This is a genomic window from Nocardia nepalensis (assembly GCF_048910785.1).
Lineage (GTDB): Bacteria > Actinomycetota > Actinomycetes > Mycobacteriales > Mycobacteriaceae > Nocardia > Nocardia nepalensis.
The window spans coordinates 238,729-254,291 of record NZ_JBKBET010000037.1 but is presented as its reverse complement, the minus strand read 5'-3'; the positions used below and the strand labels follow the sequence as shown (position 1 = coordinate 254,291).

Annotated in this window: 9 protein-coding genes; 5 read left to right on the top strand and 4 right to left on the bottom strand. The window is 63.5% G+C overall.

Annotation, left to right across the window (positions count from 1 at the left end):
- The first annotated feature begins 237 nt into the window (after positions 1–237).
- On the top strand, positions 238–2,790 hold the full coding sequence (locus ACHQ4I_RS32785) for a serine/threonine-protein kinase (protein WP_420775754.1): 2,553 nt from the start codon (positions 238–240) through the stop codon (positions 2,788–2,790).
- A 204-nt stretch (positions 2,791–2,994) separates the two neighbouring features.
- On the opposite strand, the gene ACHQ4I_RS32780 is transcribed toward ACHQ4I_RS32785, so the two are convergent.
- Complete coding sequence (locus tag ACHQ4I_RS32780) at positions 2,995–3,621, bottom strand: hypothetical protein (protein ID WP_420775753.1); 627 nt, start codon at positions 3,619–3,621, stop codon at positions 2,995–2,997.
- Positions 3,622–4,365: 744 nt separating this feature from the next.
- Here ACHQ4I_RS32780 and ACHQ4I_RS32775 point away from each other — a divergent pair.
- Positions 4,366–4,644: a hypothetical protein gene (locus ACHQ4I_RS32775; RefSeq protein WP_420775752.1), complete on the top strand. Its 279-nt coding sequence runs from the start codon at positions 4,366–4,368 to the stop codon at positions 4,642–4,644.
- 711 nt (positions 4,645–5,355) lie between these two features.
- Positions 5,356–6,213, top strand: coding sequence for a hypothetical protein (locus ACHQ4I_RS32770; protein WP_420775751.1), 858 nt, complete (start codon positions 5,356–5,358; stop codon positions 6,211–6,213).
- A gap of 83 nt (positions 6,214–6,296) precedes the next feature.
- Here the strand turns inward: ACHQ4I_RS32770 and ACHQ4I_RS32765 are convergent, their stop codons facing one another.
- Positions 6,297–6,944 (bottom strand): CatB-related O-acetyltransferase, encoded by a 648-nt coding sequence (locus ACHQ4I_RS32765; RefSeq protein WP_420775750.1) that lies wholly within the window; start codon positions 6,942–6,944, stop codon positions 6,297–6,299.
- 51 nt (positions 6,945–6,995) lie between these two features.
- Complete coding sequence (abc-f, locus tag ACHQ4I_RS32760; protein WP_420775749.1) at positions 6,996–8,603, bottom strand: ribosomal protection-like ABC-F family protein; 1,608 nt, start codon at positions 8,601–8,603, stop codon at positions 6,996–6,998.
- A 154-nt stretch (positions 8,604–8,757) separates the two neighbouring features.
- Here abc-f and ACHQ4I_RS32755 point away from each other — a divergent pair, with 154 nt between their 5' ends.
- Both ACHQ4I_RS32755 and fxsT read left to right on the top strand, forming a co-directional pair.
- Positions 8,758–9,408 carry a TetR/AcrR family transcriptional regulator gene (locus ACHQ4I_RS32755; RefSeq protein WP_420775748.1) on the top strand — a complete coding sequence of 217 codons (651 nt, stop codon included), beginning with the start codon at positions 8,758–8,760 and terminating at the stop codon, positions 9,406–9,408.
- An 879-nt stretch (positions 9,409–10,287) separates the two neighbouring features.
- A complete protein-coding gene (gene fxsT / locus ACHQ4I_RS32750; protein ID WP_420775747.1) occupies positions 10,288–13,644 on the top strand; it encodes an FxSxx-COOH system tetratricopeptide repeat protein in 3,357 nt (1,118 codons plus the stop codon).
- Positions 13,645–15,078: 1,434 nt separating this feature from the next.
- Here the strand turns inward: fxsT and ACHQ4I_RS32745 are convergent.
- Entirely contained in the window at positions 15,079–15,438 is a 360-nt protein-coding gene (locus tag ACHQ4I_RS32745) for a hypothetical protein (protein ID WP_420775746.1), read from the bottom strand.
- Positions 15,439–15,563: the final 125 nt, after the last annotated feature.

Genomic DNA, 15,563 nt, shown 5'->3' with positions numbered 1-15,563 from the left:
TAATGGGTAATGAAACTGAAGAAGATGACGCTGCAAGTCCCGGGGCAATCAATGGTTGGATCGAGTGTTCTAATCGACGCCATCATCAATGACTGAAACAGCTGTGTTCTGGTCTCGTTGAATCATTCATGTTGTGATTGTGCAACAACGAGTTATCAAACCAAACGTCGGTTCGTCATCGATAACGGGGTCTGCTGGTGCTTGGATAGAACGAGAACACATAGGTGAGGAAAGTTGATGTCGAGGACGTGGGCCTTCAAGCCTGGCGATGTCTTCGCCGGCTATGAGATTGTCAAAACGCTAGGCGAGGGCGGCGCCAGCGTGGTGTACCTGGCCACCGACAGAGCGCTCCAACGGCAGATTGCGTTGAAGCTGCTGAAAACAGAGTTCCATGATCGCGAGAGCCTCGTTCGTTTCACCCGGGAAGCGACGATAGCGGCGCGGTTGGATCATCCGAACATTGTCACGGTCTACAATATCGGCGGCGAAGACGGTCAGCCCTGGATCGCGATGCGGTACGTCGACGGAACCGATGCTTACGCGGTTGTTCGCAACGGGCCGATCCCGCCCGGACGGGCAGTTTGGATCATCAGCGAGACCGCCGAGGCATTGGACTACGCTCACAGCCAGGGCGTGCTGCATCGCGACATCAAGCCAGCCAACATCATGCTTTCACGTATGACGGACAATCAGCCGGAACGTGTGATGCTCGCCGATTTCGGCATCGCTAAGGCGTCTGATGAGCTGGGCGCGCTAACCCAAACCGGTACGGTAATAGGCACCATCCAGTACGCCGCGCCAGAACAGCTGCTGAGTTATCAGCTGGATCAGCGCGTGGACGTCTACGCGCTCGGCTGCACGCTCTACCACCTATTGACCGGCGAAGTCCCCTACTCCGGCAGTATGGGCCAACAGATCGCCGGACATCTCCATGGCGAGATCCCCCGCCCAAGCCTGCATCCCGCGGCGCAGGCCATCGGCGTACCCGAAGATCTCGACACAGTCATCGAACGAGCCCTCGCCAAAAACCGCGATGACCGCTACTCGACCTGCGGAGAACTCGCCGACGCAGCTCGAGCTGCGCTCAATTCAGCGACAACGGTTGTGTGGGACGGCACGCCAATGCCGGCTACTCCAGCAACAACGCATGTTCCCTTCGAGCAAGCACCCACACAGATACCCTACGGGCAACCCCCGCCGGAGACCGCAATACAGCCCCCTGCAACTGCATGGCCATCTGGAACGACCTACGAAGGCGACCGCACCGGGCAAAGAATCGGTGACCGCTATTACCTTCTGGAACGTATGGCACGAGGCCTATCCGGTGACCTATACAGAGCATACGATCCGATGCGCGGCAAACTGGTTGCGGTCAAAATCATTGGAACAAACAATCCAGACATGCACAGCCGTCTCGAACGCGCGGGACGGGTGTGGCTGAACATCGAGCAGCATCACAACGTCGTTCGTGTTTTCGACGTGCAGAAAGCGTACCGCCACGAGCCCGCATACATTGTCAGCGAGATCGTCGACGGCACCGACCTCGGGACGCTATCGGCCCAACGCGATCTGAGCCTTGAGCAGATTATATGGATCGTCATGCAAATCTGCGATGGGCTCAAACACATCCACGGCGCCGGTGTCGTACACCGTGAAATCAAGCCGAGCAATATTCTTGTTTCCGGTGCAGACCTGCACGTCACGTTGCTGGACTCCGGCATCGCCCGGCACGAGAACCCGGCAGTCGATTTGTTCACCAAGACCGGAGACCTTGTCGGAGATCTCGCCTACGCGGCGCCCGAACAAATCGCGGGCCACCGCTTCGGGCAGCGAGCAGACATCTACGCGGTCGCGGCAATACTCTACGAGCTCATAACCGAATCCAAACTGCCGCTTGCCCTTCCAGCGGATTGGCAGCCCGATACGGCAATACTCGACGACCTACCCGAACGACTGCGGTCAGCCCTGGAACGTGGCCTAGCAAAGAAGCCCCGGCACCGATACGCCAGCATCGGCGAACTACACGATCAACTAGCTCCGCTATCTAAACGCCAGCCTCTATCCGAAGGCGCCGTCGTCGTTGCGCTCCACGGGATACGCACTCAAGCCGCCTGGCAACGCGCGTTTTCAGAGGTTGCCGGCAGAGTAGGCATGGGTGCCCACGCAGACCGCTGGAATTTCGGCTACTTCTCAGTGCTTCGGTTCCTGATGCCGTGGGCACGCCTAGCAAAGGTTCGATGGTTCAGGGAAACATACCAACAAGAGTTCGACGACGCCCCCGTCACCGGACAAAAGCAGCCGTCAATCGTCGCCCATAGCTTCGGAACCTACATTCTGGGTAACGCGTTGCTCCGCTATCCGTATCTTCGTTTCAACAAGGTACTGCTGTGCGGATCCATCCTTCCTACACGCTTTCCCTGGGACCTCATAATCGAGCGAGGTCAAGTGCAAGCGGTGCGAAACGAATACGGCAGCGAGGATGTCTGGACACGTGGAGTCGGATGGTTTGTGCCCGGCACCGGACCGTCCGGTGTCGTCGGATTCTCGGCCAAGCACGCCCGATTCGAACAGGAGCATTTCTTATTCGCCCACAGCGAATACTTCGAGCGTGGTCATATGGTCAGTAGGTGGCTGCCGTTCCTGAACGCTCACATTGACGAACGGCCGGCGCGGGAAACATCTATCGCTCCACCGAAAACCGACGGGCGACCATGGGGTCTATATATCGTTTACGCGCTGCTCGTCCTGACCAGCGCGCTATCTATGACCGCCATCGGGATCTGGTCGTGAATACTGGCGATCGCCGCGGCGAGGACACAAGCGGCAGGTAGGTGGCGTGACCCCCGTAGGTTCGGTCCGCTGGTTGTGAAGTCTGTTGCAACACCGAGGTAATCACACCTCGCCACCACGTCCAGCGAACTCACCTCGGCCCCGACGCTCGTGAACGCTTCGACGCCATCGCCCTGAAACGAGCCCCGTCCGCAGGTTCGGGAATTAGAACTTGTCCGGGAACTGGGTGATGATGCCCTGGCTGAGGGTGTCGGCGAGATCCATCATGTGTGCCTTGGCCTCGTCGAATTTGGCGGTCGCGTCGCTGTAGTTGCCGCTGATGACGGCGGCTGCGTAAGCGACCGTCTGGTCGATGTGAATGCTCATCGCCTCACGCATGTCTTGCTGCGACCAGTTGGGGTTGATCGCCGCGAAGAAGTCGGCGATATCTCGAGCGTTGGCATGCCAGGCCGCGACTGCCGTGTCGAGTGCCGGTTTGTAGCCGATCCTGGTGGTGGCAAGGACTGGCACCGCCTGCAAGATGTGGATAGTCAGCAGGCCGGTGAGCTGCCGGGCGGCATCCTGGCCGTAGTACGGCGCGAACGCGTTGCCGATGTCGACCTGGTTGCGCAGCAGTCGGGTCAGACTGGATGGCAGTGCGAGGGGGTCGTCGGCGAACGCGACCACGGTCGACCAGGTCCCGCCCATATGCTGACCCCATAGCGTCCGCATCTCCGTGTAGAGCTCGGTTTGCGCTGTCGCGGCGGGCGAGGCGTGTAGCACCTGCGCCGACGCGATCGACGCAGAAGTGCACGCGGGGAGAACGACGCTGGACAATGCGAGGGCTGCCATCGTCGCCGCAGTGACCGCGCGTTAACGGACAGTGTGCTGAATGGGCGGGATGGTGCCTTCCTTGAGGAGTTCACCTGGATGCGCTGCTGACCTGACCTGGTTCTACCTGATGGTGACTGGTTCTACCCGATAGTTGCTGAAGTTTAGCTGCAATGCCCACTGTAAATCGCGTCGTACGGTACCGGCCGTCGACTGCGAGCCGCTCAGCCGGCTTGCGCAAGACGTCGTCGTGCGATGGCCTCGTTGAGCAGGGTGATCAGCGGTTGGGCCAGAGGCGCGAACGCGAGGGCAACCCGATGCGGGTGGCGGAAGCGCAGATTGTACCTGTTACACGATTCACCCGTCGTTGATGCAGCCCTGGTCCTGAGGGTGTCGCGCCGTCGCGCGGCGCGACAGCTCGCCCGGTAACGCCGGATCGCCGTCATGCCAGCAGGACCCGGAGCGTGTCGCCGGCTCGAGGTCTCGCCGTGTCTGGATCGAAGGTCCGCTGCGAGATCGGGTCCGCCGCATGCAGTTACGCGGCACTGTCGAAGAATCAACCGAATTGATCATGGAATTCGCATCCGCAATGAAGATCAAATTAAAGATCAAATTGTGTTACCTCGACAAAATATGCCGTTTGCCAATTGTTAACCGTGATTATTTGCACAGCAAGAGGAAGTGGATTTGCAGATAACTTCTTCATAACATTGTGGTGCACGACGCGATGGCGTCGTTATCAATCTGTGAAAGGAAGCTCCATACATGTTCTCTCGCAAGGTCGCTGCCGCCGCTGCCGTCTCCGCCGCCGCCCTGTTCTTCGGCCCGGTCGCGATGGCCTCCGCGGCCCCCGCCGCCACCGGCTCCGCGGGCTCGGGCTCGGCCGACTTCGGCTCTTCCTCGGGTTCGGGTGGCTCGTCCTCCGGTTCCGCCATGCTCGACTCCGGCAGCTCGGCCGTCGATCACGGCACCTCCGCCATCCTCAACATCATCGATTCGATCACCGGCGTCAGGGACCTGAACCAGCCCAAGCCCGCCTCCTGATTCGGTCTCGGTAGATCACTGCTTCGTCCGTATCGGCCCTTCGCCGCCGGATTTCTTTTGTGCCGCTACGCCGAGCATCGGCGAGCATGCCCTATTGCAGTGAATTTGCCAGAATCAAACCTGTCATTCGCCGTGTCGAGTAGCTGCGGCGAGTGAATGCGGAGTCGAGATGCGATGGCGTTCAGTCAGTTTCGATTGTTTCGGATGAAAGATAGAGACCAGCTGGGCGCCTACTCACTGATCAAGCCTCCGCCCAACAGCCCGCTTCCCCCGTCGATGCCCCGCGCACACATGCGGGCGATCAAGCTGTAAAAGCTCCGTCGCCGTTGGCGCGGATAGGTGGAACGAGTGTGCCGCGAATCGCTATGCACGTCATGCTCGTTCGGGTGATCGGATAGCCCGTCGCTTCTCGGCGGGCATCTGCTCGAGCTCAGCTCCGTATCGGTGGAACTGCAACCCGGCGAGGGTTTGTCGCGCCGGGCTCGGACCAACAGAATTTCTGCGCGGCCATCCGTCGAGTCCGATGCCATTCGAGCTGCTTTCGCGATCAACCGGGCCCGGTCCGCCGGTGTCACATAGGCTGCTCGCAGTTGCAGTGCGAGCAAGGAGTTGCGCGTAATGGGCCAACCGTTCCAGCCCGGACCACCGCCATACAATCCGTCACCAAGTCCGGGATGGGCAGCGCCCACGGGCCCACACGTCTGGCAACCGATGCCGGGCTATCGGTCTGGCGGCGGGCGTGGTGCGGCCGATGCGATAGCCGCGGCCGCATTGGCGCTGGCGGCGATCCTGTATCTCGTGCGCCGAATTTGGGTCTATCTTCAGTTCGACAAGTTCTACTGGACCGACGTCATTTTGATCATCACTATCCTGCTTGCCCTGACAGCCACGATTCTGCTGCTCACTACGAGCAAGCCCGCGACTGCCCGAGTCGCCGGCGGGATCACAGCCGGCATGATGTTGGCCCCCAATATCAGCTACGTTTTCAGCGCCTTCGATCGCATCCGGGGCCTCCACAGTGCCTGGCAGACGGTGGTTGGCTGTCGATCCCAGCGACGCTCATCGCGCTCATCGCGATCGGCGCGCTGTTTGTGGCAGCGTCCAGCGTGGGACCGCAGCACGCCGCAGGAGCCGCCCCCCAGCCCCCGATCTCGTGGCCCCAGCCACCGATGGGCCAACCACCCGTCGTCTACCCCGGCCAGCACCAGCCGCTACCGCCGCAGTGAGCCTTTCTGTGGTGTCGTGTGGTCACGTGACCCCCGCCGGTGTGCATCCGACAGCCGATTGATCGACAACCCCGAACACTCGATCGACACCATCCGCGCCGTAGCTCGAGCCCTGAAGCTCGACGTGCGCGATGACGAGACAACCCTCACCAGCGCCGATACCGGCGAAGCGCACCGGCGTGGCTGCCGTGGCGTTGTGCCGACGGATCCAGCGCAACGGCTCGTCGACTCCCACCGGGATTGTCCCGGCCAAGTGGGCCGCCAGCTCGTCATCGGTGCCCGCATCCTGTGCCCAGGCGTCGAGGGGAAAGCCCTCGCTGAAGCCGTACGGCCAGGACGGTGAATCCGCAGCGTTCGACCAGGAAGCGCAGGATGCGCTGCCGCATCTGCTTGAACGGGACCGCGGCCACATGATGGCTACACCGCCTACGCGGGCACTGCCTTCTCCAGGTCGTCGACGGTGCCGGACATGATCGTGCGGACGTTCGCATCGATGTGCTCGATCGGCCAGTCCCACCAGGCGAGGGCCAGCAGGCGATCGATGTCGTCCGCGCTGTAGCGGTGGCGGATGAGTTCGGCCGGATTGCCGCCGACGATGCCGTAATCCGGGACGTCGGCAGTCACCACGGAGCCGGCGCCGACGATCGCGCCGTGGCCGATCCGTACTCCGGGCAGCACCGTGACGCCGTATCCGATCCAGACATCGTTGCCGACCACGGTGTCACCGCGATTCGGCAGGTCCATGAGCAGATCGACATGCTGCGACCACGCGCCGCCCATGGTGGGGAACGGGAAGGTCGACGGTCCGTCCATACGGTGGTTGGCGCTGTTCATGATGAATCGCACGCCCGTGGCCAAGGCGCAGAACTTGCCGATGATCAGCTTCTCCGGACCGTAGTGGTACAGGACATTGCGGGTTTCGAAGGTGGTGGGGTCGTCCGGGTCGTCGTAGTAGGAGTACTCGCCGACCTCGATCAGCGGCGAGGTGACCAGGGGTTTCAGCAGTACCACGCGCGGCTGTCCGGGCATCGGATGCAGCAAGGTGGGCGCGGTGACCGGGGGCTGTTCGGGCATGTGGAATCCGTTCTGTGAGTGAGTGATCGAAGGTTGTGGTCGATGATCGAATCAGGCCGCGGCCAGTGCGCGCATATCGAGCCGGGCACCACGCCAGCGGTCTCGGAGCTGGCGATCGTGGCTGACCACTACCAGAGCACCTCGATAGTCGGCCAGGGCGGCTTCCAACTCCTCGACGAGTCCGGGCGAGAGGTGATTGGTGGGCTCGTCCAGGAGCAACAGCTCCGATGGTTCGCTGACCAGTCGTGCCAGTTCGAGCCGCTGCCGCTGCCCGGTGGACAGATTCTCCACCCGGTTCGTGAGCTGGGCGCGGGTGAACAGACCCAGTGACAGCAGGCGTTCGGTGTGATCGCCGGGCTGCCCCGAACGGCCCTGGGCGAAGGCGGACAGCAAGGTCTGACCGGGTACAGGGGGACGCGGTTCTTGAGCGAGATAACCGACCCGCCCGCGCCGGACAACCGTGCCGCAGTCGGGCGTGAGCTCGTCCGCCAGTACTCGTAACAGTGTGGACTTGCCCGCGCCGTTCGGGCCGGTGATCAGCAGCCGTTCTCCCGCGGACACTCGCACACTCGTGGGTGAGAGCCTGCCGTCTACCGCGATATCGGTGACATCCAGGACGACCCCTTGCGCGCGTCCGGCCGGGGGAACCGCCTTGAACTGCAACGGTTCCGGCGGTGGCGGTACCGGATCGGCCATTAGCCGCCGCAGGCGTTCCTCGGCACTGCGGACCCGGCCTGCCAGCGACTGCTGCACGCGGCCACCTGCCCGGTCGTAGGCCATCTTGTTGTTGTCCTTCATCGGGCGCCCCGGTGCGACCCGCCGTGCCGTGGTGGCGATGGTTTCGCGCAGCTGGTCGGCCTCGTGCTGCCAGCGCAGATGAGCCTGGGCCCAGCGTTGCCGCGCCGCCTCGCGTTCGGCGAGGTAGCCGCTGTATCCGTTGCCGTGGCGCACCACGCATCGACGATCGGAATCCACTTCGAGCAGCGTGGTTGCCACCCGCTCGAGGAAGGTGCGGTCGTGGGAGACGGTGACCGTTGTGCCGCGACGAGTCCGCAGATGGTCCTCCAACCAGGTCAGCGCGTCGTCGTCGAGATGGTTGGTCGGCTCGTCCAGCAGCAGCACCTCGGGTGCCGCGGCGAGTAGGGCCGCCATGCGCAGGCGGACCTGTTCCCCGCCGGACAGTCCACCGACCGCTCGATCCCGCGGAACCACCCCCAGCCCGAGACCGTGCAGGGCTCGCTCCACGCGGGCATCGGCATCGTAACCGCCGCGCAGCTCGAAAACCGTTGCCAGTTCGGCATATTCGCCCAGGTGGGACTCGTCGCCGGTAGACATCTCCATTTCGAGATGGCGCATTCGATCCTCGATCCGGCGCAGTTCGTGCAACGACCGGTCGATGATCTGCTGGACGCTCAGGTGCGCGGGGAGTTGCTCGTCCTGAGCGAGATAGCCGACGCCACCCTCGGCGTGTACGACGACCTCACCCTGATCGGGCTGCTCGCATCCGGCGAACAGTCGCAGCAGCGTGCTCTTACCGGACCCGTTCTCCCCGATGATCCCGGTGCGTTCACCCGCGCCGAGCGAACAGGTGACCGCATCGAGAACCGTGCGGCCGTTGAAGGACTTGCTGACCGCGAGCGCGGTGATCTGAGTGGGCACGAACTACCTCCGAAGCATTCGAGGACGACACGATCAGGGGCGACCGCTGAGCCTGGTGAACACTTCGAATGAGCATTGGCGACCTCACTAGTGCTACGAATGTTGCGTTAGGATGATCGCACATGATGTCCCGCCGAGCAACCGGATACATCCCATGACCCGTGTCACAGAGAGCGCCGCCCCACCGCGGTCACGCCCGGGCGGCCGCACGGCCCGCATTCGCGCCCAGGTCCTCGCGGCCGTTGGGGCGGAACTGACCGAAAACGGCTATGACGCATTGACCGTCGATACGGTCGCTGCCCGCGCGGGCGTGCACCGCACCACCGTGTATCGCCGCTGGCGCGATGTAGGAGGCCTGATCGCCGATGTGTTCGCCGCCGCACGCGATCTGGATTGGCGTCCACCCGACACCGGTTCACTGGGTGGTGATCTCACGGAATTGAACCGCGAGATCCAGGATTCCTTCACCGAGGAATCGTCGATCGCGATGGCGCTGATCGCGGTATCTTTCCGCTCGGAGGACGCGGCGCGAGCACTGCGGCAACTGTGGGAGGACCGCTATACGCAGTGCGAGATCGTGGTGGAGCGTGCGATCGGGCGCGGTGAGATCCCGACCGAAACCGATACGCGCGCACTGCTTATCGCGGCTACGGCGCCGTTGTATCACCAATTGGTGCTGCTGCGCACTCCAGCCGACGCCGGTTTTCCGGAGCGCGCGGCCGCGGCGGCGGTGCTGGCCGCACAAGCCGGTGCTTTCGAATCGCCGATGGCGGAAGCTGATCCCGTTGGAACGCGCAGTGGATAGAAGACGACCAAAGTGCATCTGGCCGCCGACGGGCACGGTCACGGCCTGGCCGTGCTGCTCACATCCTGGGCAGACCAACGACTCACCGCTGCTCGACGCGGTCGCGGTTGCCCGCCTCGACGGCGGCCCACGACGCAATCCGATGTGGTGATCGCCGACCGCGCCTATTTCGCGGCGTCGAATCGAACTCTGTTGCGCCGCAGACCGGCGGAGATCCGACCGCCAGCGACTCGAGCGATTCGGTCGTCCAGCCCTACCACATGTGTGCTGTCATTGATTCGAATGACGGTGAGCCAGCGGGGTTTCGGCTAGGGTGCGGTTCGCTGGCGGTCGGCCTGATGTAGGGGAGGCAGCGATGAGTTCGGGATCGGGTTCGCTGGTACCGGTGGTGGCGCCTGTCGCGGTAGCGGCGGTAGTGGCTACGGGGTTGGCGGTGGTAGTGAATTTGGCGACCGGGGGCGGACCCTGGTGGCTGTGGGTGGTGGTCGCGGTGCTGACCGTGGCTGGTGCCGGGACATCGCTGTGGCAGTACCAGCGCCAGTCCGTCACGTCGCGCGCGCCGTCGGCTTCGGTCGCCGCGTCGGGTTCGCGAAGCGTGGCGGTTGGCCGCGACGCGGGCTCGATCAGCACCGGCGATAACCGAGCATCTACGCCACCGTTACCGCTGCCGCCTCAGCAGGATCCGGCAGGGCCTGACCCGGCACCAAGGTCGGTTTCGGCGCAGGGGGAACGCTCGGTCGCCATCGGCAGAGACGCACGCGGTGACATCGCCACCGGCGACCAGCACGGGCCGACATCGGCGTGAAATGGTTCGGCTTGGGCCGCAAGCGATCCGACGTCCCGGCTGATTCGGCGGCCGGCGCTGTGCACCCTGCTGGCGTGCAGGCTTCAGGCGATCGGGCGGCGGCCGTCGGCGGGAATGCCGGCGTGGTCCAGACCGGCGACAACTCTCGGGTAGTGCAGCTGCCGCCGGAGGCATTCAAACCTATCGCCGAGGTCGACGCCCCACCCGGGATCGACAATCTGCCTGTGCGGCCGGGCCAGTTCGTCGGCCGCGAGGCCGAACTCGACAGGCTCGATACCGCACTGGCCGATCCAGGGCAGGTGCTGGTGCAGGCGGTGCACGGCTTGGGCGGGATCGGCAAGAGCACCCTGGTCGCGCACTGGGCCGCCACGCGCTCCCACGGGCATGCCCCGATCTTGTGGATCACCGCCGACACCACCACCACCATCGAGCGGGGCCTGGCTGGCTTCGCCGCCGCGCTGCAGCCCGCGCTGGCGCAGGCGCTGAAGGCCGAGCAGCTGGCCGAACAGGCGCTGCAGTGGCTGGCCACCCACACCGGGTGGCTGCTGATCCTCGACAACGCCGACAACCTCACCGACATCGCCGAAGTGCTCGCCCGAGCCGGAACCGGTCGCGTTGTGATCACCAGCCGGCGCTCCTCGGGCTGGCAGCCGGGCACTGCGGTCGTGCGCTTGGGAGTGCTCGAGCCGGACGAATCGCTGCGGCTGCTCATCGGCATCCTCACCACCGCAGGACCCCGCGACGAGGACGGGGCCGCCGAATTGTGTGCCGAACTGGGACATCTGCCGCTGGCCATCGAGCAGGCCGGTGCGTATCTGGCGCAGAATCCGCTCACCACACCGCGGACCTACCTACAACTGCTCGCCGACCATCCAGGCGAGATGTACCGGCGGGCGGCTGTCGGCACCGACTCCGAGCGCACGATCGCCAGGATCTGGCGGGTGACCCTGGACCGCATCACCGCCATCGATCCGATCGCTGCCGAACTGCTGCGCGCCCTGGCTTGGTACGGGCCCGACGCCATCCCCCTCATGCTGTGCGAGTACCTCGCTGATCCTCCTGCGCTCAACGCAGCGATCGGGGTGCTGGCCGCCTACAGCATGATCACCCCGGACCCTGTCACCAATTCGGTGTCGGTCCATAGGCTCGTGCAGGCCGTCGCCCGCACCCCTGACCCGACTGATCCCGATCGCAGCCCCGACGCGATCCAATTCGTGCATTCCATCGCTACGACCGCCTTACGCGACGCGCTACCCCAGGGCGCCTCCGACGAACCGATCAGCTGGCCCACCTGGCGAGCCCTGCTCCCCCATATCGACGCCCTCGCCGCCCACACCACAGTGGACACCGCTACGACCGCGGACATCCTCGACGCCACGGGAGTGTTCCTCACCTACCACGGCCAGTATGCCCGGGCCATCGACTATCTCGAGCGTGCTGTCTTTGTCCGGGAACACCTCCTCGGTGCCGAGCACCTTCACACGCTGATCTCGCGCACCAACCTCGCCGACGCATACGAGTGGGCGGGCCAGACCGGGGAGGCGATCACGCTCTACGAGCAAAACCTCACCGACACCGAACGCGTGGCCGGTCCTGATCACCCCGAGACCCTGCGGGTGCGCCACCACCTCGCGCGCGCCTACGGGATGACGGGAAGGAACGGCGAGGAAATCACATTGCACGAGCAGAACCTCGCCGACCGCGAGCGGGTGCTGGGAGCCGACCACAGCGACACCCGCGCCACCCGCTACACACTGACTCTCGCATATCTGGGAGCGGACCGGATCGCAGAGGCGATCACGCTGGGCGAGCAGAACCTCACCGACGTCGAACAGGAGTTCGGGCTTGATCACCCCCGCTTCATGGCCGCCCGTCACGCCCTGGCCAGCGCATACGAGGCAGCAGGTCGGATCGAGGACGCGATCACGTTCTACGAGCAGAACGTCTCCGACGCTGCGCGGGTGCTCGGTCCCGATCACCCCGACACCCTGACCTTGGGCGAGAGCCTCGCCGACGCCTATAAGTCCGCAGACCGGATCGAGGACGCGATCACGCTCTACGAGCAGAACCTCGCCGACCGTGTGCGGGTGCTGGGCGCCGAGCATCGCAGCACTCTGCGCTGCCGCACCCGTCTGGCCTACGCGTACGAGGCGGCGGGGCGGATCGGCGAGGCGATCACGCTCTACGAGCAAAACCTCATCCGCACCGAACACATGGCCGGTACTGATCACCTCGACACGATGGCCATACGCAAATCCCTCGCCGACGCCTACAAGTCCGTGGGCCGGATCGGCGACGCCATCACACAGTATGAGCAGCACCTCGCTGATTCACTGCGAGTGCTCGGACCTGATCATCCCGACACCGTGGTCTCCCGCAAATCCCTCGCCGACGCCTACAAGTCCGTGGGCCGGATCGGGGACGCCATCACACAGTATGAGCAGCACCTCGCTGATTCACTGCGAGTGCTCGGACCTGATCATCCCGACACCGTGGTCTCCCGCAACGACCTCGCCAGCGAATACGAGTCGGCGGGCCGGATCGCAGAGGCAATCGCGCGGTACGAGCAGAACCTCGCCGACACCGAGCGCGTGGTCGGTCCCGACCATGCCGACGCTCTGCGAATCCGCTACCACCTCACTCTCGCGTACCTCAGTGCGGACCGGATCGCGGAGGCGATCACGCTGGGCGAGCAGAACCTCACCGACGTCGAACGGGAGTACGGCCGCGACCGCAATCCTTTCGTGGCCGCCCGCCACGCTTTGGCCTGCGCATACGAGGCGGCGGGCCGGCTCGGCGAGGCGATCACGCTCTACGAGCAGAACGTCTCCGACGCTGCGGGAGTGCTCGGTCCCGACGATCCCGAGACTCTGACGTTGAGCGAGAGCCTCGCCGATGCCTACAAGTCCGCAGGCCGCATCGCAGAGGCGATCACGCTCTACGAGCAGAACCTCACCGACCACATGCGGGTGCTCGGTCCCGACCACCCCCAGACTCTGACTTTGGCTGAGAGCCTGGCCGACGCCTACAAGTCCGCAGGCAGGAACGCAGAGGCGATCACGCTCTACCAACAGAACCTCACAGCCCGCGAGCAAATGCTGGGCGCCGAGGATCTCGCCAGCCTGGTCTCCGCGAACAATCTCGCCAGCGCATATCTTGCGGCGGATCGCCCGCAAGAGGTAATCAGCTTGTACGAACAAACTTTCACCGACCCCGAGCAGGTGCTCGGCGCTGATCATCCCGACACTCTGATCTTTCGCAACAACCTCGCGGTTGCCTACCACTCGATGGGCCGGATCGCGGAGGCGATCACGCTGCTCGAGCAGAACCTCACCGTTTCAGAACGAGTGCTGGGCCCCGACCATCCCGAGACTCAAATCTACCGCCGCAACCTCGCACGCTTGCGCAATCGTCACGAATCTAGAAAGTGAACCCTTCAGCCCGGCCAAGCACGAAAAGATCACGGTCACATCAGTTTTGGCCGCGACTGGCAGGCCTACCAACCGCACAAAGCCCCTCTTTCACGACCTCGACGGGACACCCAATGGGCAGGCTCCCACATTCCGCCGGATCGCTGAACAGGGATTTGTGGGGTGGGCGGGGCTCGACCCCGCGACCAATGGATTCGCAGTCTACGGCTCACCAGCCGATTCGACCGGATTCGATTACATTCGATTTCACCGGTTTAGCTGGTCGAATATTCCAAGAGGGTGAGAGCCTGGGATATGTTGACGTTCTATAGATTTCGATCGTATTCGGATGAAAATAGAGAGTAAATGCTGACCACCTGGATGCCTGTCGGAGGTCGAACATCAACGTTCAGGCGCCGATCCATATCCACCCCGCTCTTGATCCACGCAGATGAGCAACCATCTTGCTACTCAATCGGTTCTGGTCCGTTCCCAATGAATGAGGTGGTGGCCCCATGGGGGACCGGCCAGTTGGAGAAGATCAGTCCGACCATCGAGCGGCTCATGGAACGTGTAGGTGCGAAAGGCGAATTCCCGTCGCTGAGGGTTCGGCTCTCAGCCGAGACGACCGGGACAGCAACCTCGACCAGGTTCCCCATAGTGTCCGTGCCAGCCTGGTAGAGGGCGCGGACAAATCTTCAGGCGCTCAAGACCCTTGTCGTCGATCGACGCGTACTTCATACGGTCGCGCCGCTCACGCTCGCCCGCGGATCGATTGAGCCACTGTCCATGGCACATTGAATTCTGCACCCGGCGCGACGGAACGCGAGGATTCTCGACAACCTACGCTGGCGCATGCGGAATTTCCGCGAGCGGGAGAAGGCGCTTGTCAGCCGCAGTCTTCCGGATTACGTCGAACTGCCGGTGAAGCTCCAGAAGCTGCAGGTCGTCGCTGACCGCTGCGGAACCACCGAGAGCATCAGCGGGCATAGCAGTTTCGACGCAGTCAGTACGTTTGGCCTCAGCGGGTGCTCAGTGTGTCGTTCTCGATTGCCGTGATGGCAGCCTGACTGGATGTTCGTCCGACCCCGAACGGGCCGGAGCCACATGTGCATCGGCAAACACCTGCTCCGGCATTTCGCAAGATCTCGGCGTCCGGGCTGCGATCACGCCGCGTCCCGTCATGGTCGACACCCGAACGACCGGAGTCGCTGGGTAGCCCGAGCAGCAGAACTGGGGCCAACGGCGGCGAAATCCGCATAACCGGCCTTGGAGCGTCGGCCCGTACGTATCGGACAGGGCAGCAATCTACTGTCAACAGATCCTCCTCACCTCTGGTGCGGCACCGTCCACGACGCCGCAATAAGCAGAAGCGCAGCTGGCGAGAGGCTCATCGTCAACGCTCGGTTCCGAACCGGCAACCACTTCCCCGACTAACGACCCGCGACCGAGTTCCTATCCCTGCCAGATTGTCAGGTTGAATTCCGCAAAGCCCGGCGAGGTGCCGCCTTCAGAATTCGCGGTGAAAGCAAGGGCCGCTACGACACCATTTCCGACATAGCACAGCACATCGCCGAGTGTCGGATACGTCAGCCCCTTGACGTATTTAGTACTCTTCTTGCACGATTCGTAAGTGGCTGGCGAGTTTTCCAGTTTCGCGAGGGTTACGTTCTTACCGCTCGCGTCCAGAGAATACGCATACCACCAATACACGCCAATTGCGTCTCCTTTTGTCGGGAATGGACATTCGGAACCGCCGCCGATTGGCAATCGGTAGTCTTTAGCGAGGGTAATTGCGCAGTTCTGGACGAGCACTGCGCCAACCGCTGCGCCCGGAACGCTCGTAGGTTCTACGCCTGCTGGCGCCTCAGTACTATTGGTCGGCGACGACGTGGTCGTTCTCGACGCTGCCGGGGCTGTAGTCGCAGAAGAGGTCGGGC

Bases quoted from the DNA above. Each gene is read 5' to 3' on its own strand.
- ACHQ4I_RS32785 (WP_420775754.1), top strand. From the start codon at position 238: ATGTCGAGGACGTGGGCCTTCAAGCCTGGCGATGTCTTCGCCGGCTAT.
- ACHQ4I_RS32780 (WP_420775753.1), bottom strand. From the start codon at position 3,621: ATGGCAGCCCTCGCATTGTCCAGCGTCGTTCTCCCCGCGTGCACTTCT.
- ACHQ4I_RS32775 (WP_420775752.1), top strand. From the start codon at position 4,366: ATGTTCTCTCGCAAGGTCGCTGCCGCCGCTGCCGTCTCCGCCGCCGCC.
- ACHQ4I_RS32770 (WP_420775751.1), top strand. From the start codon at position 5,356: ATGCCGGGCTATCGGTCTGGCGGCGGGCGTGGTGCGGCCGATGCGATA.
- ACHQ4I_RS32765 (WP_420775750.1), bottom strand. From the start codon at position 6,944: ATGCCCGAACAGCCCCCGGTCACCGCGCCCACCTTGCTGCATCCGATG.
- ACHQ4I_RS32755 (WP_420775748.1), top strand. From the start codon at position 8,758: ATGACCCGTGTCACAGAGAGCGCCGCCCCACCGCGGTCACGCCCGGGC.